We start from the raw sequence: 24275 nt of genomic DNA, 5'->3' as shown, positions 1-24275 counted from the left end.
AGAGGCTCCTCGGGGCGCGGCCCCAGAGACCGAGCGAGGAAAGGCGGAAGCGTATTCTACGGAATCCGGGCCCCTCGGATCAACTCCGCGGCGAATGTCGTCACGCGTCAGGGAGCGCGACGTTGATCCCCACGAGCCGCATGAGCCGGAGCGCGTTCGTGGTCGAGACGACGCCGGACCGGAGCACGTAATCGAACGTCATCTTCCCCTCCTCGACGTGCTCCTCGAAATGCACGTTCTCGACCCGGCCGTTCGTCTGCTCCGCGAGGTCCGCGAGCGCGAGGTCGTGCGAGGTGACGGCGCCGATCGCGCCCTTGTCGAGGAGATGGACGACGACGGCGCGCGCGCCGATGTGACGCTCGCGCGAGTTCGTTCCGTGCAGGACCTCGTCGAGGAGGAAAAAAACAGGCTCGCCGTGATCCGCCGCGTCGACGACGGACTTGAGCTTCTCGAGCTCGGCATAAAAATGGGAGACGCCCTGCTCGAGCGAGTCGCTGATCCGCATGCTCGTGCGCACCGAGAGCGGCGTCATGCGGAGGGATCGCGCGCACACGGGCGCCCCCGCCTGCGCGAGCACGGCCGCGAGGCCCATCGAGCGGAGCCACGTGCTCTTGCCGCTCATGTTGGAGCCGGTGACGAGCATCCCGCGGCCCGGGGCGCCGATCGCGAGGTCGTTGTCGCGCCGCGCGCGCGCCGGGATGAGCGGATGCCCGAGCCGCTCGGCCACGAAGCACGGCGGGCCCTCCTCGACGACGGGGAACGTGAACGTCGGATGCTCGTACGCAAACGCGCCGAGGCTCGCGAGCGCCTCGATCTCGCCGAGCGCGGTGAACCAGCCACGCACGTGGCGCCCCGCGCGCAGGCGGAAGCGCTCGAGCGCGGCGAAGCAGAAGACGTCCCAGAGCAAGAAGACGTTCAGGAGCAGATGCGCGAGCCCCGAGTGCCGGAGCTCGACGAAGCCGAGGACGCGCTCGAACGTGGCGAGCTCGCGGCAAGCCGAGGCGCCGCCGTCACCGCCGAGCAAGGTAGAGCGGAGCTCGACGAGGCGCGGCGCGCGCAGCGGTTCGGCCTCGATGCGCGCGAAGAGGTCGCGGTAGCGGCCGAACGGAGCCTCCTTCGACGAGGCTTGCGCGAGCACGGGCAGGATCTTCGCGCTGAGGACGAAGAGGACGACGACCTGCAGGACGAACGGCACGAGGTACGCCCGGCGGAGGAGCGGCGGCAGCGCGCTCCCGAGGCCTTGCGAGAGCGCGAAGAAGCCGACCGTGAGGGGCACGAGGACGAACGCCGCGCGCACGAGCGTACGAGACCAACCCTCGCGCAGCACGGGCTCGGCCTCGGCCCACGCGACGAGCGGCTCGGTCGGGCGGCCACGCGTGCCCGCGGAGGCGCCGAGCGTGGCGAGGTCTTCACGGAACGCAGGCAGGCCCGCGAGCTCGCGCACGGCTTCCTGTCGCGCCGCGATCTCGGCGGGCGAGGCGCGCTCGCCGATCCAGCGCGCGAGCGTCGTGGTGCCCGGCGCGGTGCGGGTCTCGTCGAGGAGGCGGAAGATCGAGGCGGATCCGAAGACGTCGAGGTCGATCGCATACGGATGGCCCGGCTCGGCCGCAGGCCCGTTCGGGAGCGCCTCGGGCAATTTGCCGGCGAGGCGAGCAAGCGAGCGGTCCACGATCCCGAGCCTCGTCTGCACCTCGGCCTCGCGCGTGACGAGCGCGCCGTGCACGGCGACGACGACGATGAAGACGGCCCAGCCGAGCGCGACGAGGACCCAGCCGATCGTCGGGAGCGAACGGAAAAACCCGTAGCCGAGGGATCCGAGTGCCACGAGAAACAAAAGGCCGCGGAGACCCGAGAGGCGCGCGGATCGGCGGGCGAGATCGTCCGCTTCGGCCGCGAGCGTGTCCCTGCGCGCCTGCTGGGCGGCGTGTGGATCGGCGGATGTCGAAGTCGTTTCGGGCGCGTCGGACACGACCGGAGCCTACCGCGGCGGGGGGCATGTACGCTCGCCCCATTTCGTGCAACCTTTCCGGCCCCGTGCTCGCCGCTCTTCCCTCGTCCGTCCCCCCCACGATCGTGCTCGCCGTGAGCGGGAGCATCGCCGCCTACAAGGCCGTGGAGGTCGCGCGGCTGCTGAAAAAAGCAGGAGCGCGCGTGATCCCGCTGCTGACCCGATCGGCGCGCGAGTTCGTGGGAGCTCAAACGCTCGCCGGCATCACGGGCGAGCCGGTGCACGAGGAGATGTTCGATCCGGGCTACCCCGGGGAAAAACACGTCGAGCTCGGGCGCACCGCGGACCTCGTGCTGATCGTGCCGGCGACGGCGGACCTCCTCGCGCGGATCGCCGCGGGCCGCGCCGATGATCTGCTGACGGCGCTCGTGCTGTGCGCGCGAGGGCCCGTGCTCGCGGCGCCCGCGATGCATCCGCGCATGTGGGGGCATCCGGCGACACAACGGAACGTGGCGACGCTCGCGGCAGACGGGCGCGTGTCGCTCATCGGTCCGGTGGAGGGCGAGGTGGCCTCGGGCGAACGAGGCATGGGGCGGATGGCCGATCCCGCGGAGATCGCGCACGCGGCGCTCGCGGCGGTGGAGACGCGGGATCTCGCGGGGATCCGGATCGTGGTGACGGCGGGGCCGACGGTGGAGGATCTCGATCCGGTGCGGTTCCTCGGCAACCGATCGACGGGGAAGATGGGTTTTGCGGTCGCGGAGCGCGCGGCGTCGCGAGGCGCGTCGGTGACGCTCGTCGCGGGGCCGGTCGCGCTCGCGACGCCGCGGGGCGTGACGCGGGTCGACGTGCGGGGCGCGCTCGCGATGAAGGAGGCGCTCTGGGAGGCGATGGGCCCGGATCTCGGGCGCGCCGACGCGCTGATCATGTCGGCCGCGGTGGCCGATTATCGGCCCGCCGAGCAAAGCGCGACGAAGCGGAAACGTTCGGCGGAGACGCTCGAGATCAAGCTCATCCCGAACCCGGATCTGCTCGCGGAGGTGGGCGCGGCGCGGACGGGGACGCGGCCCGTGCTCGTGGGGTTCGCCGTGGAGACGGCCGACGACGCGGGGATCGTGGCGTACGCGCGAGGCAAACTGGAAGCGAAGCGCGTGGACATGGTGGTCGCGAACCACGCGCAGGAGTCGTTCGGCCGCGAGGACAACCGAGCGACGATCGTGACGGCGAACGACGCGGAGGCGCTCGGGGTGATGTCGAAGCGGGATCTCGCCGATCGGATCCTCGATCGCGTGGCGCAGAGGTGCCGGTGAGCGAGGCTTCGGACGACGACGTTCCGGACGAGGTCGACGCAGGCGAGGAGGTCGCCGAGGAGCCCACGTCGAAGCGGGAGGCGCTCTCCATCGCGGGCGGCGTGACCGTGGCGACCGCGCTCGCCGTGGGGTTTGCCTTCTCGGACGAGCACGCGGGCACGCCGTGGATGATCGGCTCGCTCGTGATCATGTACACGGCGCTCGCGGCGTTCACGGTGTGGCGCCTGCGCGCGCGGGGCGAGCTCGACGAGCAGCTCCGGCCGCGCGGCGGGGATCTGACCGTCGGCGCGATCGTGGCGGCGGTGCTTTACGGCGTGGCGACGGGCGTGCACCTGCTCGTGACCTCGCCGCCGTCGCCGCGGGCCGCGTGGATCATGCACGTCTACGCGACGCTTGGTGATCCGGCCGCGGAGGGGCGGCACCTGCTCGGCGGGGCGGTCTTCGTGGTGGCGGCCCTCGAGGAGCTCGTCTGGCGGGGTCTCGTGCAGCGCGCCTTGCTCGCGTCGTTCGGGTGGCTGCGCGCGTGGCTTTTGCAGGCGGCGCTGTTTGGCGTGGCGCACCTGCCGACGATGTTCCTGCTCGGCGATGCGCGCGTGGGCCCGAACCCGCTGCTCGTCGCGGCGGGCGTCGCTTATTCGCTTGTGTGGGGCCGGCTCGCGATGCGGATGGATCGCTTGCCGCCGGCGCTCTTCGCGCACGCGCTCTTCACGTGGGGCGTGTTCGAGTTCCCGATCTGGAGCCCCTGAAACACGAAGGCGCCCGCGGATGGCCCGCGAGCGCCTCTCGCCACGTTTCGATCGAACGCGTGAATCAGCCGTTCTTGCGATTGCGACGCCGCGCGGCCGAGATGCCCATGGCCGCGAGGCCGAGCGCGATGCCCGTCATGGCGAACGGCGACTCGGTTTGTCCCGGCGACGCCGAGCAGCCGAGGCCGCTCGCCTCGCCCGAGCCCGAGCAATCCGCGCCGCCAAGCGTGATCGTGCACTCGCCCTGCGCCTGGGCCGAGACGTCGACCTGGAGGCCCTGCTCGATGAGGGCGTTGATGCACGACTTCACGTCGGTGGCGAACACGTACTGGTCGTTGCAGAAGAGCGCGCCCGTGGGCTCCTGGCACTGCACCCTGCAGCCGCCTTCGAGCTTCGCGTAACAGGCGAGGTCGCAATCCATGTTGATGTTCGCCGTGCACGCGCCCGTGCAGCACGTGTCGCAGTGCTCGATGCAGTTGCTCGGCTGGACCTGGCACTGGCTGCGGCAACGGCTGGTGCAGCTCGCCTTCGCGTCGGTCACGCAATCACGATCGGAGTGCTTCGCCTGGCAATCCGCGATGAACGGCTGCTCGCATTCGTCGTGACAGCCCTGAATGCAATCGAGCTTCGACGGATCGCACTCCGCGATGCAGCTCACGCCGCAATTATCGGTGCACGACGTCGACGCCGACGCGGTGCATCCGCCCTCGCAGCCGGCGGTGAACCGGAGCGACGTGCAGTCGGCTTCGCAGCCGCCCTCCACGCGGATTTCGCAGCCGAGGCCGTTCTTGTTGAAATCGAATTTCCCGCACTCGGGAGGGGTGTCGATGGCGAGCGCCTGCGAGGAGGCAAGGAGCAAGGCAGGGAATGCGAGGACCGAAAGTACGAGCTTGCCGAAGTTAGCCATGGGGTCTCCTTCCATGCGAAGGCAGAGGGTATCAGGAACCGTTGGATCGAAGCCCACGCGATCACGCGGGCGACCCCGTAAGACGGTCCTTCCCCAGGCTCGTTGCAGAGCTCGTTCGAGTCCGAATGTTGCTCGATGGACAGGCGACGAACGAAGGACGCGAGAGCGCGAGAGCGCTCTCGCCTCGAGAGGGGGACGCGAGGCGTCCCCCCTCGGGACTCGACTCAGCCCGCGATGCGAGCGAGCTCTTCTTCGGAGACGTCGAAGTCGGCGTAGACGTTCTGCACGTCGTCGTGATCGTCGAGCGCGTCGAAGAGGTTCAGGCAGAGCTCCGCGTCACGCCCCTCGACCTGCTTCTTGTTCTTCGGGACGTACGCAGGGCCGCTCGACTTGACCGCGATCTTCGCGTCCTCGAGCGCCTTCACGACCGGGTCCGTGGCCTCGATGGCGCACGTCACCTGCCACTCCTCGCCCTGGTCGGAGTAGTCGTCGGCGCCCGCGCCCACGGCGATCTCCATGAGCTGGTCCTCGTTCGCCGCGTCCTTCGCGAGCGTGATGACGCCCTTGCGATCGAAGGCCCACGCCGCCGAGCCTCCCGAACTCATCTGGCCGTTGCTCTTCTCGAACACCTTGCGGATCTCGGCGACGGTGCGGTTCTTGTTGTCCGTCATCACGTCGACGATGAAGAGCGTGCCACCGGGGCCCGTGCCCTCGTAGACGATCTCCTCGTAGTTCACGCCCTCGATCTCGCCGGTGCCGCGCTGGATCGCCCGCTTGATCGTGTCGGCGGGCATCGCCTGGCTGCGCGCGTCCGTGACCGCCTTGCGCAGGCGCGGGTTGCCGTCGACGTTGCCCCCGCCCATGCGCGCCGCGACGGTGATCTCCTTGATCAGCTTCGTGAAGAGCTTGCCGCGCTTCGCGTCGAGCGCGCCCTTCTTGCGCTTGATCGTGGCCCATTTGGAGTGGCCGCTCATGCCTTCACTGCTCCTCGAAAGTGTGCGCCCGGGGCGCACCGCACCGTAAAGCGCGCGGAAGGTAGCGAGGTGGCCCCCCGGAGGCAACCTCGGCTTGCGCTCCCCCGGGCGTTTTTCCGACCCGGAGCAGGCCAGCGCGGGCGGACGTCGCTTGCTTTCGGGGCCGCGGTGGCTCACGTTCTGCGCCCCAAACCAAGAGCTTTGTGCTGGCCGGGACCTCGACCGAGAGGGCTCGGCCGGTGGACAGGCCGAGCCCAACCGAGAGATCCGAGCCATGCCCGTCATCGAAGAAAAACCCCAGGACGAGAAGCTGTTTCGCATCCGCCACTCGCTCGCTCACGTCATGGCGCAGGCGGTCCAGACGCTCTACCCGGGGACGAAGCTCGGGTTCGGTCCGGCGATCGACGACGGCTTCTACTACGACTTCATCCTGCCGAAGCCGCTGAGCGACGCGGAGCTGCCCGCGATCGAGGGGAAGATGCGCGAGATCATCGCGGCGGCGCAGACGTTCTCGCACGAGGACCTGCCCCTCGACGCGGCCCTCACGCGCATCGAAGGCCAGATGGGCGAGCCCTTCAAGGCCGAGTACGCGCGGGAGCTCGCGAACAAGAAGGGCCACCGCGAAATTAGTTTCTACACCAACGGTGGCTTCGTCGACATGTGCGAAGGGCCGCACGTGTCGAAGACGAGCGACATTCCGGCGGACGCCTTCAAGCTGCACTCGCTCGCGGGCGCGTACTGGCGTGGCGACGAGCGCAACGCGATGATGACGCGGATCTACGGCTACGCGTTCAACACGAAGGCGGAGCTCGACGAGTACGTCACGGCCGTGGAGCAGGCCAGGCAGCGCGATCACCGCAAGCTCGGGGCGGAGCTGCGCATCTACGCGATCCGCGACGAGATCGGCAAGGGCCTGCCGCTCTGGCTGCCGAACGGCGCGGCGATCCGGCACGAGCTCGAGAAGCTCGCGCACGAGATGGAGTTCCGCGCGGGCTACAAGAAGGTCGCGACGCCGCACATCACGAAGCGCGGCATCTACGAGACCTCGGGCCACATCCCGCTCTACGAGGACGGCATGTACCCGCCGATGGTGCTCGAAGAGGAAGGGCGCGGCGCGGGTGGGCCCGAGGAGGCGTACTACCTGAAGCCCATGAACTGCCCGCACCACCACATGGTGTTCGCCTCGGAGAAGCACTCGTACCGCGATCTGCCGCTGCGCTACACCGAGTACGGCTCGGTCTACCGCTTCGAGCGCGCGGGCGCGCTCCAGGGCCTCACGCGCGTGCGCGGCATGACGATGAACGACGCGCACATCTACGTGACGCCCGAGCAGCTCAAGGAGGAGTTCCAGGCGGTCATGCAGCTCCATGAGCGGTACTATTCGCTGTTTGGACTGACGAACTACTTCATGCGCCTGTCGCTCTGGGATCCGGCGGATCCGAAGCGCGGGTCGAAGTACGTCGACGATCCGGAGAACTGGGCGCTCTCGGAGCGGCTCGTGACCGAGGCGCTCGAGGAGATGGGGGCGAACTACAAGCTCTCGCCCGGCGAAGCTGCGTTTTACGGGCCGAAGGTGGATTTCCAGTTCGTCACGGTGACGGGCCGCGAGTTCACGCTCTCCACGAATCAGCTCGATTTCGCGGTCCCGTCGCGCTTCGGGCTCGCGTACACGGACAAGGACGGCAAGGAGAAGACGCCGTACTGCATCCATCGCGCGCCGATGGGCACGCACGAGCGCTTCATCGCGTTCCTCATCGAGCACTTCGGCGGCGCGTTCCCGACGTGGCTCGCGCCCGTACAGGTCGTGATCATCCCCGTGAGCGACAAGTTCCTCGCGTACGGCAAGAAGATCGAGGCGCTGCTCCGCGAGGATCTCGTGCGCGTGGAGCTCGACACGAGCTCGGCCACGATGGGCAAGAAGATCCAGGAAGGCGCGACGCGCAAAGTGCCGATCCTGCTCGTCGTCGGCGGCAAGGAAGAGACGGAGCAGACGGTGACCGTGCGCAGGTACGGCATCAAGGAGCAGAAGGCGATGCCGCTCGCGGGCTTCGTCGAGATGCTGTCGCAGGAGATCAAGGAGCGGCGCCACGTGAAGTCGTGGTAATCCTCGGGGGGACTCGATGATCCCCCCGGCGCGCCTCGCTTCGTTCGTCCGGGAGGCGCCCAAGCTCGCGTTCGTGACGCTCGCGCCCCTCGCGGGGTGTGTCCTCCTCGCCGACGTCGACGAACGTCGGATCCAACAAGAACAAGCTTCGTCCGCGTCGTCGTCGTCCTCCGCGTCGTCGTCGTCCTCCGCGTCGTCTTCGTCCGCGTCCACGGGCGCGGGCGGCGCGGGCGGGCAAGGCGGCGCGGGTGGCGCGCCTTCGTGCACGAGCGACGCGGATTGTCCGGGGCTCGCCTCCGCGTGCGGTGAGCCGCGGTGCTTCGAGGACGGCCGCTGCGGCTTCGACAACCAGCCGATCGGAGCGCCCTGCGACGAGGGCGGCGGGGCCGCGTGTGACGGCAAAGGGAATTGCGTGGCGTGCACGTCCGGCGTGCATTGCGCGAGCGGCAAGTGCGGGCCGGATCGGACGTGCATTCCGCCGACATGCAGCGACGCGATCGAAAACGGCGACGAGACGGACGTCGATTGCGGCGGCTCGTGCGTCGCGGATTGCGGGACGGGCGCGGGTTGCGGCGCGGACAGCGATTGCGCGGGCGGTCTCTGCGAAGCGGACATCTGCGCGCCGACGTGCACGGACGGGGCGAAAAACGGCGCGGAGACGGGCGCGGATTGCGGCGGGCCGACGTGTCCCGCGTGCCCGCTCGGCGTGGCCTGCGAGATCGACGCGGATTGTGTCTCCGGGTTCTGCGAGGCCAGCGTCTGCGCGGCGATCCCCACATGCTCGGACGGGGCGAAGAACGGGGCCGAGACGGGCGTCGATTGCGGCGGGCCGGACTGCAAGAAATGCGGGCTGGGTTCGGCTTGCGAGGGCGGGATCGATTGCGACAGCGCGTCGTGCGTGCAGGGAGCGTGCGCGGGGCCCACGTGCGCGGACGGCGTGCAGAATGGGAACGAGGCGGGGATCGATTGCGGTGCGGTTTGCCCGAGCGGATGCGCGCCGGGCGCGCCTTGCGTGAATGGCGTCGATTGCGCGAGCAAGATCTGCGAAGGCCCGGTGGGCAGCGCCGTCTGCTCCACGCCTTCCTGCTTCGACGGCGAGCACAACGGCGACGAGACGAGCTACGACTGCGGCGGCTCGTGCGAGGTGAAGTGCCCGCCGTTTTACCCGTGCCTCGTCGACGCCGATTGCAAGGGCGGCGTATGTGATCCCGAGAAGCTCACGTGCAAGCCGACCTGCACCGACGGCTACCAGAACGGCGGCGAAACCGACCCGGATTGCGGCGGCCCCTGCGCGAAGAAATGCCCCGAGGGCGGCCATTGCGTGACGAACGTCGACTGCGTCCCCGGTTTTTCCTGCTTCCAGGGGCATTGTTTGCCATGAGGCGCCTCGGAGGCCTCGCGGCTCTCGCTGTCCTCGTGCTGACTTCGGGCGCGGCATTCGGAAATGGTCGATTTCCTTCGGCCGGACACGTGGAGGTCGATCCGATGGATCCGGCGCACGTGGTCCTGCGCGCGACGTACGGGCTCGTCGTGAGCACGGACGGGGGCGCGCGCTGGTCGTGGGTGTGCGAGGAGGCGATGTCGTTCGCGGGAATCTGGGACCCGCCGATCGGCATCACCGCAGGCAGCGCGCTGCTCGTGGGTTTGCCCGATGGGCTCTCGGTCTCGACACCGGACGGGTGCGGCTTTTCGCGGGTGGGCGCGCTCGAAGGGAAGCTCGTCGTCGACCTCGCGGTGGACAAGACAAACCCGGCCCGCGCCGTGGTGCTCACATCCTCACCGCTCGGTTCGGGCTTCGAGACGAGGCTTTTCTGGACCGAGGACGGCGGGGCGTCGTTCACGGACGCAGATGCGGTTTTCCCCGACAATCTGCGCGGGTTGACGGTCGATCTCACGCCGGATCCTGCGGTCGTATACGTGAGCGGCGTGCTCGGCGGGGCCATGCCGATGGGCGTCGTGCTCCGCTCCACGGACGGCGGGAAAACCCACGAGGTCACGCCGGTGCCCGGGAGCGACGACACGCACGGGCCTTTCATCGGCGCAGTCGATCCAGCGGACGCGAACCGCGTGTACGTGCGACTCGACGGCGCGCCAGGAAGGCTGCTCCATTCGGCGGACGGCGCGAAGACGTGGGAGGAGCTTTTCGTCGGGGAAGGAGCACTGCTGGGTTTTTCCCTGTCGCCCGACGGCAAAGCGCTCGTCGTGGGCGGCGAAAAGGACGGCATCTGGCGAACGCCTGCGCCCGCGTGGGCGTTCGAGCAGGTCTCTCGATTGCACGCGCGGTGCCTGCGCTGGGCGGAGGCGGGCGTGTATGCGTGCACCGAGGAGGCGCTCGACGGGTTTTCCGTGGGTTTGTCCGTGACCGCGGGCTCGACGTTCGGCGTGATCTCGCGCCTCGCGGATCTGTGCGGCCCGCTCCCCTGCCCCGCAGGCAGCGCAACCCGCTCGACCTGCGAGCCACGTTGGCCGATCATGCAAATGACGCTGAATGCGATGTCCTGCGATGGCGCCGGTGCTGGCGGCGGTGGAGCCGGCGGAGGGCCCGTGGACGCGGGCGTGCCGCCCGGGGACGTCCCGGCGACCGAGCCGCTGGGCGATTGTGCATGTGGCGTCGCGCGCGGGGGAACGGGCGGCGAGGCCAGCGTTTTTGGGGCGGCCCTCGTCGCCCTTGGGTTCATCGGGGCGCGACGCGCGCGCCGAAGAGGATTTCGCTCGTACGAGCCGAGAGGAAAACGACCGTGAACTGTCCCAAATGCAAAGCGGCGATGGAGATCGTGGTGTTCGAGGACATCGAGGTCGATCGCTGCACGGCCTGCAAAGGCCTCTGGTTCGACAGCCGCGAGAACGAGCGGCTGAAATCGATGCGAGGCTCGGAGATCATCGATTCGGGTGATCCGAAGACCGGGCGGAAAAACAACACGATCCCGTACGTGCGCTGTCCACGCGACGGCAATCCGCTCATACGCATGGTCGACCCGGCGCAGCCGCACCTCTGGTACGAGACGTGCTCGACGTGCGGCGGCGCGTATTTCGACGCGGGCGAGTTCCGTGATTACAAGAACCTCACGGTGCTCGATTTCATCAAGGATCTGTTCGCGAAGCCGCGGGCTTGAGACGGATCAAACCCGGAACGTGTCGCAGGCTTCGTCCGGAAAAACGCATCCGTAAGGCGGACAATTCATTCCTCCATTGGGGGTGCGGATGCAGCGGTGATTGCGTCGCCAGCCGTCGGGCGGGTCGTCGAGGGGAGGAGGAGGCGGCGGAGGGGGTTTGCGGGCGACGGTTCGGCCTGCGTCCAGGGCGCCGGCATCCGCGGGCGCGACGTCCACGCGCTGGGGTAATTCGGGCAAGGGGGGCGGGTCGTTCGTCGGAGCCCCGACGAGGAAAGGGCTCGGGGGCGGCGGGGCCTCGCGTGCCCGGTCCTCGGGCTGCGGCGTGGGCCGCGGCGGTTCAGGCGGGGCGAGGGGCGCGGCGCTCGCCGTGGCATTCTCGGCGGATTCGGGCTCGACCGCGGGCGAATCCTCGGTTTTGCAGGCCGTGCCCGCGAGGGTCATGGCCATGGCCGCGCCGAGCGCATATCGCTGCGCGCGCGACATCTCCGGGGAAAGGGCGGGCGTTTTCGATTTCCGCGCGGCGGGATCGAGCTCGAGGCCACAGAACGGACACGAGGGCTCGGACGAAAAGACGTGCCGCTTGCAAGCCGAGCACAGGATCATCGTTCGCATGGCAAGGCGCCTCGGTCAGGTTTTGCGCGCCCGGTAGGCGTCGAGCTCGGCTTTGCGCTCCTTGCCGATCTCATCCAGTTTGTTCTGCCAAACCCTTCGATAGGGCCGGAGCGTCTGCACGAGCTCGCGGGCGATGACCAGGTTCCGGTACCATTTCGTGTCCGCGGGCACGATCGTCCACGGGGCGCGCTTCGTCGCGGTGCGCGAGATGGCGTCCTCGTAGGCCTCGGTGTACTCGTTCCACTTCTCGCGCTCCTGCCAGTCGCCGGGGTTCAGCTTCCAGGCGGTGCGCGGGTCCTCTTCGCGCTCGAGGAGGCGCTTTTTCTGCTCGTCCTTGCTGATGTGCAGGAAAAACTTGAGCACGATCGTGCCGTGCTCGCAGAGCAGCTCCTCGAAATCGCGGATGTGGCCGAATCGCTCGCCCCAGACCTCGCGGGGGACGAGGTCGTGGACGCGCACGACGAGCACGTCTTCGTAATGGGAGCGGTTGAAGATCGAGAACTCGCCCCTGCGCGGCGTTTGGCGGTGGATGCGCCAGAGGAAATCGTGCTCGCGCTCCTCCTCCGTGGGCACGCCGAACGAGGTGACGTGCACGCCGCGCGGATTGAGCAGGCCCACGACGTTCTTGATCGCGCCGTCCTTGCCCGCGGTGTCGCGCCCCTGCAAGACGACGAGCACCGAATGCGTGCGCGCGCCCCAGAGGAGATCCTGTAGCTCGAAAAGCTCTTCGCCGAGCTCCCCGAGCTCGCGCGCCGCCTCCTCGCGCGTCACCCCGCCGGGCGGCGACTCGCTGATCGCGCCGAGATTCACCTTCTCCCCGTTCTTGTCGAACGTGACGACGCCCACGCGCTTTCTCCTTTCGAGGTCCGATGACCACGGGGCTCGCCCCGCTCGCCGAGCAAACGCAAAGATCCGCCGCACGTCAAGGGCCATTCGTGTATCGTCGGGCGTCGCATGGTCAGCGCGAGCGGGACGGATCCGGCAGCGAACGTGGAGGCGAAAGCGCCGCTGCTCGAGCGGCTCGGGGTGCTTTATTTCCGCCGGCTCTCGGCATCCTTGCCGCGCGTCGCCGCCGCCGACGCCGTGAGCGTGCTGAACGCCGAGGAGCGTCGGCATCTCTCGGTCGTGGTGCGCGGCGCCGTGATCCGCGCGTGCGTCGCAGGCGCGGTGAGCGCGGCGCTCGCGGCGGGCGCGGAGGTGCTCGCGGAGCGGCTCTTCGGCGCCGAGCACGCGAGCGTAGGCGCGGCCGCGCGATACTGGGCGCTCGTCGGCGGGGTGACGATCGTCGCGTCCGTGGCGGAGATTCTGTATCTTTATTGGGATTCGCTGCGTGCCGTGCACCAGCTCTCCCGCGCCGCGGGGCTCGATCCGTTCGCGACCGAGGCGAGCGGCGACGGCACGGCCGTGGCCACGGCGCTCGCGCGCGCGGCGCTCGAATTGCCAAACCCGACGGAGCGCGTGTTCGGGGTCGATCCGCGGCGCGAGGCGTCGAAGATCAAATTGGCGGTCGCATCGCTGCTCTACAAGCTGAAGGTGAGCGTCACCAATTTCGCGGTGAAGGTGCTCGTCCGTCGCCTCGCGGGCCGCGCGCTCGTGCGCACGTGGCTGCCGTTCGTCGCGGTGCCCGGTACGGCCGCGTGGAACGGGATCGTTTGCTGGATCGTGCTGCGCGAGGCGAAGATTCGTGTGATGGGCCCGTCGGCCGCGCGCGAGCTCGTGGGCGCGATCTTCGATCAGGGAATCGCGCTCTCGGCCGAGGGGCGGCTCGCGCTCGTGCGCGCGGTGGCGAGCGCGATCGTGCGAACGGAAGATCTGCACCCGAATCTGCATGCGGTGCTCGTCGAGGTCTTGCGGCGCGTGGACGATCCGCTGCCGGAGGGCATCGATGATTCACGCGTGTTCCTCGACGTGCTTTCGCGCCTGCCGCATGCGGAGCAACGAATGGCGCTGCAGGTCCTGCACGCGGCGGCGATCATCGACGGCCGCTTCACGAGCGCCGAAAAACGTCTTCTGCGCGAGGCGCAAGCCGCATGCGGGAGGACACCGGACGTGAAGCCGGCCGAGCGGCTGCGTCGCGCGTTCGTGGTCGGCGCGGGATCCCTCGACGAGCAGATTCGCGCGCTCCTCTGAACAGTCACGCGAGCGCCGTCCGGGATGTCAGCGCGGCGCCGGCAGCTTGCCGGTGACCACCCCGAGATCCACGAATGCGCGGTCGGTCATGACCACGAAAGGCCGCTCTTCGAGCCGGATCTCTCCATTTCCGTCGTGCTCGACGATCTGGAGCTTGCCCATGCCGTAGCCCATCGGACCCTTCGAATAGTAATGGGCCTGCAGGCGATACGGGTAGGCCACAGCGCGACCGTCGATGGCGAAGCATTCGGGGCCATAGCCCGTGGTGACGTCGGCGAAGAGCTCGCCGCCGGAGCGGAGCTTTCGGTGGCTGTAATAGGCGTGGCCGCGGCGGCTGTCGCGAATGTGGAAATCGACGTCGTTCGCGTCGGTCTCCCACGTGAGGACAAACCGAAGCGAGGGGCGCGTGGCGAGGGGGACGCCGAGCGCGCCCAAGGTTTTCTGGACCTCGGCGCGGCGCTCGGGTTTGGCGCGGATGAGCGCGGCGGCGAGGATGCCGACATCGTCGGCGAGGACGCGGCGAATGCCGGCAAAGCGGCCGCTCGGATAACGGCGCGCGAATGCGGCGGTGATGATCTCGAAAGCCTCGGCGAATTTTCCGGCGCGGGCGAGCGCATACGCGAGGAGCCGGTGTCCGGAGGGATGATCGGGGCGCGACGCGACGGCCTTTTCATAGGTGTCGACGACGAGGAAGGGGACGCCGTCGGCGCGAGGGCCAATTCGTTCGAGCCGCGCGCCGGCGAAACGGCGGAGGTCGGCGCGGGACGGGAAGAGGTCGATGATCGAGCCATAAGCACGCGCGGCCTGGGGGAGGTTGCCAAGGCCCTCGAACGACTCGCCGAGCGCGACGAGCGCGAGCGCGTCGCCCGGCTCGGCCTCGCGCCACGCACCGGCGAGGGCCAGCGCTTCGGCGTGTTTCTTCGACTGGATCAGGCTCATGACCTCGGCGAATTTGCCCTCGTAGGGCAGGACGCCGGAATCACTCGAATCGTCGTCCTCGTCGTTCTCGAATTCGCTCGGCGGCGGAGGCGGGGGCGGCCGCCGCCATGACGGCGGGCGCCGGGGGCTCGGCCTGTCGTCGAAGGGATTCAGGATCGAATCGGCCTCGATGCTGCGGGGGCGGGATGCGCCCGTGGCCGCCGACGGAGCGGCCTTCGCGGCCGCGCGGGGCGGGCTCGCGGGGCGCGGGGACGGGGACGGCTCGGCCTCGGCGGGTTCGGGTTTCGCCTCCCGCGCGAGCTCGTCCCGCGAAAGGGTTTCCGATTGCGGGGGAGGAGGAGGCGCGTCGGCCGCCGGCGCCGCGGAGGGCTCGGCGGACGGGGCGCCGGTATCCTTCTTTTTTTCCGCCCCCTCTGTCTGGTTCTTTTGCTCGGCCACCTTCGGTGGTTCGTCCGGGGACGTGGCCACGGTGACGGGGCCGCCTTTGCGGCTTTGCAGCTCGACGCCCGAGCGGCCGACCACGAGGATGTCCGCGAGCGCGGTCCGGTCGATACCAAAACGAGCGTAATCGTTCTCGGTCTCCAGGACGAGCAGCGCCGTGAGGTCGGAGAGCACCCGGAAGCGCGTCGAGAGCGAGACGATCTCGCGCCCGATCGCGGCGCGCCGGGCATCGTCCGGCGCCGTCTCCATTTCGAGGGAGAGACGTTCGATTTTCGCCCGCGTCGCCGCGCGTTCGAGCAGCGGGCGCTCGGCGAACTCCGTTTCGACCTTCGTCCGCGCCGTGCCGGAAGGCCCCTTGACCTCGACCTCGAACGGCGAGCTCGGCGGGATCTCCGCATACACGAGCGCCTCGTCGCCGGGCTGGACGGCGTCGAGTTTTTCCGGGTACACCCATTTCGCGCCGGGCACCCGCACCTCGAGGCCCGAGACGGTGGCGCGGCCGAGCCGATCGGCGAGCACGCGTGGGCTCTCCGCCGCGTCGAGGACGACGCCGTCCTGCGGGAACGTGCCCGTCGTGAGCCTGCGGAGGAGCGCCTCGTCACGGATGCCGCCGGCCACGATGGCGTCGAGCCTGCGAATGCCGGCGTCTCGCAATTGCTGGAGCTCGGGCGTGATCTCGCCGGGCGTCGTGGGCCCGGCCGTGGGAATGCCGTCCGTGAGGAGCAAGGCGCGGGTGAAGCGGCCGCCCTGCTTTTTCGCGTACCCCGCCGCGCTCTCCAGCGCGAGCCCGAGGTCGGAGGCGCCGAGCGCCTTTCTCTGCAGAATGGCCTCGATCTCCTTGCGGCCGAACCCCTTTTTGGGCCCCGTGTACACGGGTTCGAGCCCTTGATCGAAGCAGGCGACGGCAATCGGCATGTCGCTGCCCGGCTCGTCCGGCAGGGCCGCGAGGAGCGCGGCGAGGCGCTCGGCCTGCGTGGCGAGGTCGAGCGCGCGCGAGGCGCTCGTGTCGAGCAGGACGAGGAGATCCCGGACCGGCTCGGGGCGATTCTCCGCAAGGGGCGTGACCCGCGCGACCGCGAGCTCCTCGTGGCGCAGGCCGACGGCCTTCGCGCCGGCCGCGAGCGGGAGCACGAAATCACGGTCCGGGGCGAAATCGGCCTGCTTGAAGGAGTGAATGCGACGCACGGGCTCGCCCTTGTCCCCGCGGCGGCGCTCGATGACGCGCATGTCGAATGTGCCCATGCGCGGCAGGCCCCGAAGATAAGCGCGGTAGGGGTCGGCGCGCGAGGCGAGCGACTGCGAGTAGGAGACGATGATCTCCTTCTCGCCCGAGGCCGGAATGGGAAACACGCGGGCCTGAAAACGGTTGCCGGCCTGCTTTTCGAGCAGCGCCGGGTCGGCCCTGCGGTGGAGGAAATCTTCGTAGGCGACGCGCGCCGCCTTGAGCTCGACGACTTCACCCTCCTTCCAGCCGTCCGCGTTTTTCATGGCGAACCGGCTGATCGTGGCCCCGGGCGGCAGGACCAGCTCGAAGCGGCCCTCGATGGTGCGAGGCTCGGGGTTCTTGAAGGTGAAATGCAGCTCGGTGAACGCGAGCGGATCTTCGACGGCGGCCGCAACTTCGAGCGAAGTGATCACGAGGCCGACGCCGTCGGGCGAGGTGAGCGAGACGGGCGCGCCGCTGCGATCGCCCCCCGCGACCTCGAGCGATTGCGTCGGCTGCTCCTCCCAGCGCACGGGGACGATCGCGAGGTCCCCGGGGGCGCGCGTATTCCCGTCGGAAGCGCCGCCGAACTCCGCGGACTGCGGGCCCGTGACGATCGTGGGTCCCGGGCCGCAGCTCGCGAGGGTCTGAGCGAGGACAAGGAGGGCGATGCGGGCAAGACGGCGGCGCATACGGTCGAGAATACGCCCACCGCCGGGCGGAGCGGAAGCCGATCTCGCGAATCAGCTCGCCTTGACCGTGATTTGCCTGGGCTTCTGCGCGGATACCTTGGGCAGGCGGACCTTGAGGACGCCCTGGGTCACCTCGGCCGAGATCCCGTCGGCCACGATGCCCTGCGGGACCAGGAAGGTGCGCGTAAAATCCCCGGGGCGGCCCTCGACGGCGAGGGCGCTCCCCTCCGGCGCGCTCGCTCGCTTGCCCGCAATCGTGAGCTCGTTCTTGTCGAGGCGCACCGCGATATCGTTGGGGCCGACGCCGGGCAGGTCGGCGACGATCAAGAGCTCGGTCTTGTTCTCGAAGATATCGACCGCGGGCACGACGCCACGCCGCGTCTCCAGCGTCTCGGCCTGGTTCTCCCGCTCGTCACGGTTGATCTGCGCGTTCATGGCTGCTCTCTCCTTTTCCTTCCAGAATCCATTTCACGAGGCCGATTTCACAGCGATCTTCCGGGGCTGCGCCTCGGGCGACTTCGTGAGCGTCAGCGTGAGAACGCCGTCCTTCAGCACCGCGCTCGCCTTCTCCGCATCGACCTTGCAAGGCAAGGCGACGCTGCGCGAGAATTTCACGGGGACGCGCTCCTTCTTGTGGATCGCATACCCCTCCGGGACATCCGCCTTCCGCTCGCCGGAGAGCGTGAGCACGTCCTGATCGATCTCCAGCTTGATGTCCGATTCTTTCATTCCGGGAACATCGGCCGCGATGACCAGCGCGTCGCCCTTGTCGTACACGGAGAGCCGCGGCCACGTCGCGACCGTGCGCGACGCAAGCCCGGCCTCGAAGGGCTCGAAGAAGAAAGAAGATCGCGGCCAGGCGCCTCCGCGCGAATCGTACTCGTCGAACAGCCGGTCCATCCTCCGGCGAAGCTCATCCATCGCGGCAAAGGTCCTGTTCACGTCGCCGAATCGCATCAACATGGTTCGCCTCCGTATGCCCTCGTGGGGCGTGGCTCCGCCCCCACGGACCCCGAGCGCCGCCGGCAGGGCGAACCATGCCCATACCGCGGACGCCCTCCCGGGCCCGTCTGGTAAACCCATCCCCAAGGGCGGAGAATCGTTCTCGATTCTCGTCCACCACTCGGGTCCGGGGACGCGGTGCAATCTCTACACGGGTCGGCCGCTGTCAAGACCAGGTCCGGCAAGCCCGAGGCCCTACCGCTTCGACACGAAACAAAGGTTGACTTCCACGTCGAACCTTGTACAAAGCGTGTACAGCCTTGAGGCGTGCTACGCGGAGGAATCGGCGATGCGTTCCAGGGGAAAAGCTTCGAAGTTCATGACGGCGGCCGCCCTCGCGGCCGCGCTCGTGCCCGGCGTCTCCCTTGCCCTGCCCAAGGAAGGCGCCGAAGCCCCCAATGCCCGGTTGGAGGACGCCGACGGTCGCGCGCTGCAGATGAGCTCTCTCAAGGGCAAGCCGATCCTCATCGTATACGAAGACAAGGACTCCGCGGCGCAGAACCAGCCGCTCAAGGACGACCTGTCGAAGCTCGCCCAGGGCGACAAGTACAAGCAAAGGATCGCGCTCGCCGCGGTCGCGGACGTGAGCGGCTACGACTGGTGGCCCGCGAAAGGCTTCGTGAAGGACGCGATTCGCGAGGAGTCGAAAAAGCAGAAGACCACGATTTATTGCGACTGGGACGGCTCGTTCCGGAAGGCTTACGGCATTCGCAAGGGCGTGAGCAACGTGATCCTCGTCGGCAAAGACGGGCGCGTGCTCTTCGCCGGCTCGGGCGCGCTCGGCGCCACCGACCGGAAGAAGCTCATCGAGCTGCTCGGCGCCCAGGTCGAAGGCTGAACGTCACCACGCGATCATTCCTTGCTCGCCCGCGGCGAACGCTTGCGCTTCTGCGCCGCCACGACGCGCTCGATCGTCTGCCGCGCCGCCGCGAGGTCGCGGCCGACGCAGATGCCGCCGCGATCCTCGATCCACGGGCGCATGGCCTCCGAGCCGTCGCCGCCGACGAGCCACGCAGCGCCGCGGCAAGCGTCGGCATACGCGTCGACGAGCTCCCGCGCGCGCGGCGGCGGCGGCGCGATGGTGACGCTGAGGCCAACGAGGTCGGGCGCGAGCGAGTCGACGACACGCGAGATGGCCGGCGGCGGCGTGCGCGCGCCGAGCATGAGCGTGCGGAAGCCCCACGAAGCGAAGCGCAGGCCGACGCCGTACAGGCCGAGGACGTGGTCCTCGTCGGCGAAACAAGCGAGGGCAATGCGGCGCGTGGCGTCCGCGGGCTGCGCGAGGCGCAAGAGGTGGATGAGGGTGCCGCCGAGCACGTTGGAGGCGAGGTGCTCCTGCGCGACGGTGATCGCGCCCGCGTGCCAGAGGTCACCGATCTCGCGCAGCGCAGGGCCGATCGTGCGTTCGAAGATCGCCACGGCGGGGCCGAGGGTGAGGGTCTTCGAAACCTCTTCCTCGAGCGCGTCGGGGTCGAAGCGGCGCGTGGCCTCGACGATCCGATCACTCGCGGCGGTGAAGGGATCGGTGTCGAGGGTCGCCAGGCCGGGCGAAGGCACGGCGGGCGCGACGACGTTCGCGGGCTCGCTGAGCAGGAGGCGCGCGGATTCGGCCGGCGCCATGCCCGCCTTGACGAGGTCGCGCATCTTGAGGATGAGCGCGACATCTTCGTCGCTGTAGAGCCGGTAGGCGGAGGGCGTACGCGACGGCGCGGGGACGCCGTAACGACGCTCCCAGGCGCGCAGCGTCGCAGAGCTCACGCCTGTCAGTTCCGAGACGGTGCGGATTCGGTAGAGGCTCAACGGATCGCTCTCCACGGTCGCCCCGATCGTGAGGACCGACCAAGAGAAACCTTTTCCAAACTTGATACAGACCTTATACTGTCCGCATGCAAGGTTCAACCCCCAAGCCTCACGCGGTCATCATCGGCAGCGGTTTTGGTGGTCTGGCTGCGGCGGTCCGCCTGGGCGCCCGCGGCTACCGGGTGACGGTGCTGGAGAAGCTCGATGCCCCGGGCGGTCGAGCCTATGTCCACCGGATCAACGGGTTTACCTTTGACGCGGGGCCGACGGTCATCACCGCGCCGTTCCTGCTCGAGGAGCTGTGGACGCTCGCGGGCCGGCGCATGAGCGACGACATCGACATGCGACCGGTCACGCCCTTCTACCGTATTCGGTTTCATGACGGCGCCATGTTCGACTACACGGGCGACGCTGCTGCGATGCGCAAGGAGGTCGAGCGCCTCGCGCCGGGGGACGTGGCGGGGTACGAGCGGTTTCTCCGCACGAGCGAGGAGATCTTCAAGGTGGGCTTCGAGGAGCTCGCCCATGTGCCGTTCGGCTCGTGGTGGGACATGGCGAGGATCGTCCCCGACATGATGAAGCTCGAGAGTTATCGCTCGGTCTACAACCTCGTCGCCAAGCACGTGAAGGACGATCGGCTGCGGCAGGTGATGAGCTTCCACCCGCTGCTCGTCGGGGGAAACCCGTTCTCGACGACCTCGATTTACACGCTGATCGCATTTCTCGAGCGCAAGTGGGGCGTGCATTTCCCGATGGGCGGCACGGGCGCGCTCGTGAAAGGGCTCGTGCGCCTGATCGAGGGCCAGGGCGGCGAGGTGCGCTGCAACGCGGAGGTGAAGCAAATCCTGCTCGCCGGGCGAAAAGCGCGCGGCGTGCTTCTCCAGAGCGGCGAGACGATCGAGGCGGACGTGGTCGTGTCGAACGCGGATTCGGCCTGGACCTATCGCCATCTCGTCGACGAGAACGTCCGCAAGCGCTGGACGAACGAACGTTTGGAGAAGCAACGATACTCGATGGGGCTGTTCGTCTGGTACTTCGGGACCAAACGAACGTACGAGAACGTCGCACATCACACGATCTGCCTCGGCCCGCGCTACGAGGGGCTGCTCGACGACATCTTCCAGAGGCACGTGCTCGCGGATGATTTCAGCCTCTATTTGCACCGGCCGACGGCGACGGATCCGTCGCTCGCGCCCACGGGCTGCGACACGTTTTACGTGCTCTCGCCCGTGCCGAACCTCGCGAGCGGGACGAACTGGGAGAAAGAGGCGGAGCCTTACCGGAAGCGGGTCGAGCACTACCTCGCTTCCACGCTGATGCCCGGGCTCGACAAGGAGATCGTGGCGTCGCGCGTGACGCACCCGCAGGAGTTCCAGGACCGGCTGCTCTCGTTCCGCGGCGCGGCGTTCGGGATGGAGCCGGTGCTGACGCAGAGCGCGTTTTTCCGCCCGCACAACGAGAGCGAGGACGTGGAGCGGCTCTACATCGTGGGCGCAGGGACCCATCCAGGCGCGGGTCTGCCAGGCGTGCTCTCTTCGGCGCGGGTGCTCGACAGGGTGGTGCCCGATGCAGCCTCGCTCCATTGAACATGCGATGACCCTCGGCGCGCCGCTCCTCCCCTCGTCGGCCAAGCGCGCGGCGTCGGCAGGTGACATCGCCGCGTGCCACGAGCTCTTGCGGAAAGGCTCGAAGAGCTTCTTCGCCGCGTCGCTCTTGCTGCCGAAGCGCGTGCGCATGCCCATGCTGCCGGTCTACGCGTTCTGCCGCGTGGCCGACGACGTGGTGGACCAAGCGAGCGAGCCGGGCGCCGTGGAGGCGCTCAAAGCGCGGCTCGCCGCGGCGTACGAGGGCAAGCCGCACGACTCGCCGGTCGACCGGGCGTTCTCGGATGTGGCGCGCGCGTACGATCTGCCGCGCGAGGTGATGGAGGGCCTCATCGAGGGGTTCGCCTGGGACGCTGAGGGGCGGCGGTACGAGACGCTGTCGGAGCTCCACGCCTACTGCGCGCGCGTGGCCGCGACGGTCGGTGTGATCATGAGCGTGCTCATGGGTGTGCGCGATCCAAAGGCGATCGCGCGCGCGTGTGACCTCGGCGTCGCCATGCAGCTCACGAACATCGCGCGCGACGTGGGTGAGGACGCGCGAAACGGGCGCGTGTACCTGCCGCTCGCGTGGCTCGAAGAGGCCGAGATCGACGTGTCGAAATGGCTCGCGCGGCCGATGTTCACCACGGCGCTCGGCGGCGTGGTGGAGCGGCTTCTGCAGCAAGCGGCGGTGCTTTATGCCCGCGCGGATCTCGGGATCGCGATGCTGCCGCGCGACTGCCGGGCCTCGATCCGCGCGGCGAGCCTGATCTACGCGGACATCGGGCGCGTGGTCACGCGCGCGGGCTTCGACTCCGTGACGAGCCGCGCCTACGTGCCGCTCCGGCGCAAGTTGTGGCTGCTCTCGCGCGCGCTCGTCGCGCCCACGCCGAGGCCGTCGCTTCCGCTCGCCGCGTGGGATGCGAAGGTCGACCCGCCTCCGCTGCCGGAGGTGCGGTTCCTCGTCGATGCCTGCGCGCGAGCTGAGATCTCGCGATGATCCCTGCACGCAAGGTGTCCTGGTTCAACACCTGGTTCTCGGGCCATGCGCGCTCCCGGATCCAGGCGACGTTCGGCGAGGTGCGCGCGCGGGGGCTCGATCGGGCGCGGGCGCTCGCGAGGGAGGCGCCGCTGCTCGTCGTGTCGAACCACACGTCATGGTGGGATCCGCTCGTCGCGATGCACGTCTCGACGCACCTGCTCGGCACGGACGGCTACGCGATGATGGACGCGAAAAACCTCAGGCGCCTGCCGTTCTTCGCGCTCGTCGGCGCGTTCGGGGTGGACCTCGACAAACCCACGGACGGCGCGCTCGTGATGCGGCACGCGGCGCGGCTGCTCGACACGCCGGGCAAGCTCGTCTGGGTGTATCCGCAAGGGCAGGAGCGGCCGATCACGGAGAGGCCGCTCGGGTTTCGGCCGGGTTCGGCGGAGATCGCGCGGGTCTCGCGCAAAGCGTGCACGGTGCCGGTGGGGCTCCGGTACGAGTTCGGCGGGACGGAACGGCCGACGTTGTGGCTCTCGTTCGGCGAGCCCGTGCCGGCCGAGCGGGACACGACGAAGGGGCGTGTGGCGCAGGAGGAGGCGGTGGAGGCGGAGCTTTTGCGGATCGATCGCGCGGTGCGCGGCGAGGATGCGGAGAGCTTCGAGGTGGTGTTTCGCGCAGCACCGTCACGCGTGGGCGGCGTGCTCGAAGCCATGCTCGCCGCGATGACGCGGCCGTGGGTGATGCGGGCGCCGAAGGCCGCGCCGCCGCTCAGCGCCGGGGACGCTCCCCCGAAGGTGACTTCATCGCCGCCTTGATCGCCTCGCGCAGGTTGCTCCGCACCGTCGTCTTCGTGAGATCGGCCCCGAGCGCGACGAGCGTCTGCGCCACGGCGGGGCGGACGCCCGTGATGATGCTTTGAGCTCCAAGCAGTGTCGTGGCGCGGATGATGCGCAGGAGGTGATCGGCGGTCGCGTCGTCGACAGCCTCGACGCCGGTGAGGTCGAGGATGACCTGCGACGCGGCGAGCGAGACGACGCGCTCGAGGAGCCGCTCGGTGATGTCCGCGGCGCGCGCCTCGTCGAGCTGACCCACGACGGGGAGCGCGAGCACGCCGTCCCAGACCTGGATGATCGGCGCGGACATGGAGTGGATCGTCGAGCGCTGTTGCTCGATGATCGCGAGCTTCTCCTGGAGCTCGAGCTCGCGCTTCTTCTGATCGTCGATGTCCTGGAAGGCGCCGAAGATCCGAACGACCTTGCCGTCCTCCATGTGCGCGTGGCCAGCCGCGCGCACCCAGAGCTTGCGCTTCGTGTAGGTGACGATCTCGAGCTCGAGATCGAACGGCTCGCCCGCCCCCGCGCACCGCTCGACCGCCTTCGAGATCGCCGGGACCCACTCGGGCGCGTAGAAGTTGATCGCGGTGTCGAGCTCCGGCGCGAAGCCCGGCGGCGTCTCGTGGATGCGGTAGGTTTCCTCGGTCCAGAAGAGCTGGTTCGAGCGGCAATCGAGCTCCCAGCCGCCGACCTTGGCGAGCGCCTGCGTCTGCTGCAGGAGGATGACGGTGCGCCGGATCGTGTCGTCGCTCAGGGTGCTCGGGTCGACGTCACGACCGATGGAGTCCTCGCGGCGCGCGGGATGGGGAGGCTGGTTCATATGACCTCGAACGATTTCGAAGAGGTGACGACCGACCATCCCCCGCCGCGACTCATCGATACCACGAAACGTTCGCGGGCAGAACGCAGCCTCCTGCACGCTTTTTCGCTCGAAATCCGCCAAAATCTC

At 68.9% G+C, this 24275-nt stretch carries 21 protein-coding genes; 11 read left to right on the top strand and 10 right to left on the bottom strand.

The genetic code is table 11. The features are described from left to right. Nucleotides 1-100: 100 nt before the first annotated feature. On the bottom strand, nt 101-1969 hold the full coding sequence (locus tag KEG38_RS55380; protein WP_272417255.1) for a MutS family DNA mismatch repair protein: 1869 nt from the start codon (nt 1967-1969) through the stop codon (nt 101-103). A 65-nt stretch (nt 1970-2034) separates the two neighbouring features. On the opposite strand from KEG38_RS55380, the gene coaBC reads away from it, so the two are divergent. Beyond that, a complete protein-coding gene (gene coaBC / locus KEG38_RS02025; protein WP_272417254.1) occupies nt 2035-3258 on the top strand; it encodes a bifunctional phosphopantothenoylcysteine decarboxylase/phosphopantothenate--cysteine ligase CoaBC in 1224 nt (407 codons plus the stop codon). Beyond that, complete coding sequence (locus KEG38_RS55375; RefSeq protein ID WP_272417253.1) at nt 3255-4004, top strand: CPBP family intramembrane glutamic endopeptidase; 750 nt, start codon at nt 3255-3257, stop codon at nt 4002-4004. The genes coaBC and KEG38_RS55375 overlap by 4 nt, the downstream gene beginning before the upstream one ends. A gap of 64 nt (nt 4005-4068) precedes the next feature. Here KEG38_RS55375 and KEG38_RS02015 read toward each other — a convergent pair whose 3' ends face one another. Beyond that, nucleotides 4069-4911, bottom strand: coding sequence for a hypothetical protein (locus KEG38_RS02015; RefSeq protein WP_272417252.1), 843 nt, complete (start codon nt 4909-4911; stop codon nt 4069-4071). Nucleotides 4912-5135: 224 nt separating this feature from the next. After that, nucleotides 5136-5885 carry a YebC/PmpR family DNA-binding transcriptional regulator gene (locus KEG38_RS02010; protein ID WP_272417251.1) on the bottom strand — a complete coding sequence of 250 codons (750 nt, stop codon included), beginning with the start codon at nt 5883-5885 and terminating at the stop codon, nt 5136-5138. A 274-nt stretch (nt 5886-6159) separates the two neighbouring features. On the opposite strand from KEG38_RS02010, the gene thrS reads away from it, so the two are divergent. From thrS to KEG38_RS01990, 4 genes are read left to right on the top strand one after another with little or no spacing between them, the layout of a single operon-like run. After that, a complete protein-coding gene (gene thrS / locus KEG38_RS02005; RefSeq protein WP_272417250.1) occupies nt 6160-7989 on the top strand; it encodes a threonine--tRNA ligase in 1830 nt (609 codons plus the stop codon). Nucleotides 7990-8005: 16 nt separating this feature from the next. After that, nucleotides 8006-9370 (top strand): hypothetical protein, encoded by a 1365-nt coding sequence (locus KEG38_RS02000; RefSeq protein WP_272417249.1) that lies wholly within the window; start codon nt 8006-8008, stop codon nt 9368-9370. Then, complete coding sequence (locus tag KEG38_RS01995) at nt 9367-10731, top strand: WD40/YVTN/BNR-like repeat-containing protein (RefSeq protein ID WP_272417248.1); 1365 nt, start codon at nt 9367-9369, stop codon at nt 10729-10731. Before KEG38_RS02000 ends, KEG38_RS01995 begins: the two co-directional genes overlap by 4 nt. Next, entirely contained in the window at nt 10728-11102 is a 375-nt protein-coding gene (locus KEG38_RS01990) for a zf-TFIIB domain-containing protein (RefSeq protein ID WP_272417247.1), read from the top strand. The genes KEG38_RS01995 and KEG38_RS01990 overlap by 4 nt, the downstream gene beginning before the upstream one ends. A 6-nt stretch (nt 11103-11108) precedes the next feature. Here KEG38_RS01990 and KEG38_RS01985 read toward each other — a convergent pair whose 3' ends face one another. Both KEG38_RS01985 and KEG38_RS01980 read right to left on the bottom strand, forming a co-directional pair. Continuing rightward, entirely contained in the window at nt 11109-11714 is a 606-nt protein-coding gene (locus KEG38_RS01985; RefSeq protein ID WP_272417246.1) for a hypothetical protein, read from the bottom strand. A 15-nt stretch (nt 11715-11729) separates the two neighbouring features. Further along, nucleotides 11730-12560 carry a PPK2 family polyphosphate kinase gene (locus KEG38_RS01980; protein WP_272417245.1) on the bottom strand — a complete coding sequence of 277 codons (831 nt, stop codon included), beginning with the start codon at nt 12558-12560 and terminating at the stop codon, nt 11730-11732. A gap of 108 nt (nt 12561-12668) precedes the next feature. Between KEG38_RS01980 and KEG38_RS01975 the strand changes: the two genes are divergently transcribed. Beyond that, nucleotides 12669-13844, top strand: coding sequence for an LBF_2804 family protein (locus KEG38_RS01975; protein ID WP_272417244.1), 1176 nt, complete (start codon nt 12669-12671; stop codon nt 13842-13844). A 27-nt stretch (nt 13845-13871) separates the two neighbouring features. Here KEG38_RS01975 and KEG38_RS01970 read toward each other — a convergent pair whose 3' ends face one another. The 3 genes from KEG38_RS01970 to KEG38_RS01960 are packed head-to-tail and all read right to left on the bottom strand — an operon-like array spanning nt 13872 to nt 18083. Further along, nucleotides 13872-17120, bottom strand: coding sequence for a VIT domain-containing protein (locus KEG38_RS01970; protein WP_272417243.1), 3249 nt, complete (start codon nt 17118-17120; stop codon nt 13872-13874). A gap of 51 nt (nt 17121-17171) precedes the next feature. Next, on the bottom strand, nt 17172-17555 hold the full coding sequence (locus KEG38_RS01965; protein WP_272417242.1) for an Hsp20/alpha crystallin family protein: 384 nt from the start codon (nt 17553-17555) through the stop codon (nt 17172-17174). 33 nt (nt 17556-17588) lie between these two features. Beyond that, nucleotides 17589-18083 (bottom strand): Hsp20/alpha crystallin family protein, encoded by a 495-nt coding sequence (locus tag KEG38_RS01960; RefSeq protein ID WP_272417241.1) that lies wholly within the window; start codon nt 18081-18083, stop codon nt 17589-17591. Nucleotides 18084-18411: 328 nt separating this feature from the next. Here KEG38_RS01960 and KEG38_RS01955 point away from each other — a divergent pair, with 328 nt between their 5' ends. Then, on the top strand, nt 18412-18960 hold the full coding sequence (locus tag KEG38_RS01955; protein WP_272417240.1) for a YtfJ family protein: 549 nt from the start codon (nt 18412-18414) through the stop codon (nt 18958-18960). A 14-nt stretch (nt 18961-18974) separates the two neighbouring features. On the opposite strand, the gene KEG38_RS01950 is transcribed toward KEG38_RS01955, so the two are convergent. Next, a complete protein-coding gene (locus KEG38_RS01950; RefSeq protein WP_272417239.1) occupies nt 18975-19922 on the bottom strand; it encodes a MerR family transcriptional regulator in 948 nt (315 codons plus the stop codon). Between the two features lie 86 nt (nt 19923-20008). On the opposite strand from KEG38_RS01950, the gene KEG38_RS01945 reads away from it, so the two are divergent. From KEG38_RS01945 to KEG38_RS01935, 3 genes are read left to right on the top strand one after another with little or no spacing between them, the layout of a single operon-like run. Continuing rightward, nucleotides 20009-21508: a phytoene desaturase gene (locus KEG38_RS01945; protein WP_272417238.1), complete on the top strand. Its 1500-nt coding sequence runs from the start codon at nt 20009-20011 to the stop codon at nt 21506-21508. Then, on the top strand, nt 21489-22505 hold the full coding sequence (locus tag KEG38_RS01940; protein WP_272417237.1) for a phytoene/squalene synthase family protein: 1017 nt from the start codon (nt 21489-21491) through the stop codon (nt 22503-22505). Before KEG38_RS01945 ends, KEG38_RS01940 begins: the two co-directional genes overlap by 20 nt. Further along, nucleotides 22502-23308 carry a lysophospholipid acyltransferase family protein gene (locus KEG38_RS01935; RefSeq protein ID WP_272417236.1) on the top strand — a complete coding sequence of 269 codons (807 nt, stop codon included), beginning with the start codon at nt 22502-22504 and terminating at the stop codon, nt 23306-23308. The genes KEG38_RS01940 and KEG38_RS01935 overlap by 4 nt, the downstream gene beginning before the upstream one ends. On the opposite strand, the gene KEG38_RS01930 is transcribed toward KEG38_RS01935, so the two are convergent. Further along, a complete protein-coding gene (locus KEG38_RS01930; RefSeq protein WP_272417235.1) occupies nt 23262-24146 on the bottom strand; it encodes an STAS domain-containing protein in 885 nt (294 codons plus the stop codon). The genes KEG38_RS01935 and KEG38_RS01930 overlap by 47 nt on opposite strands. Nucleotides 24147-24275: the final 129 nt, after the last annotated feature.

Origin of the sequence: Polyangium jinanense, assembly GCF_028435265.1 — a bacterium.
GTDB lineage: Bacteria > Myxococcota_A > Polyangia > Polyangiales > Polyangiaceae > Polyangium > Polyangium jinanense.
This window is presented reverse-complemented; position numbering and strand designations above follow the sequence as displayed.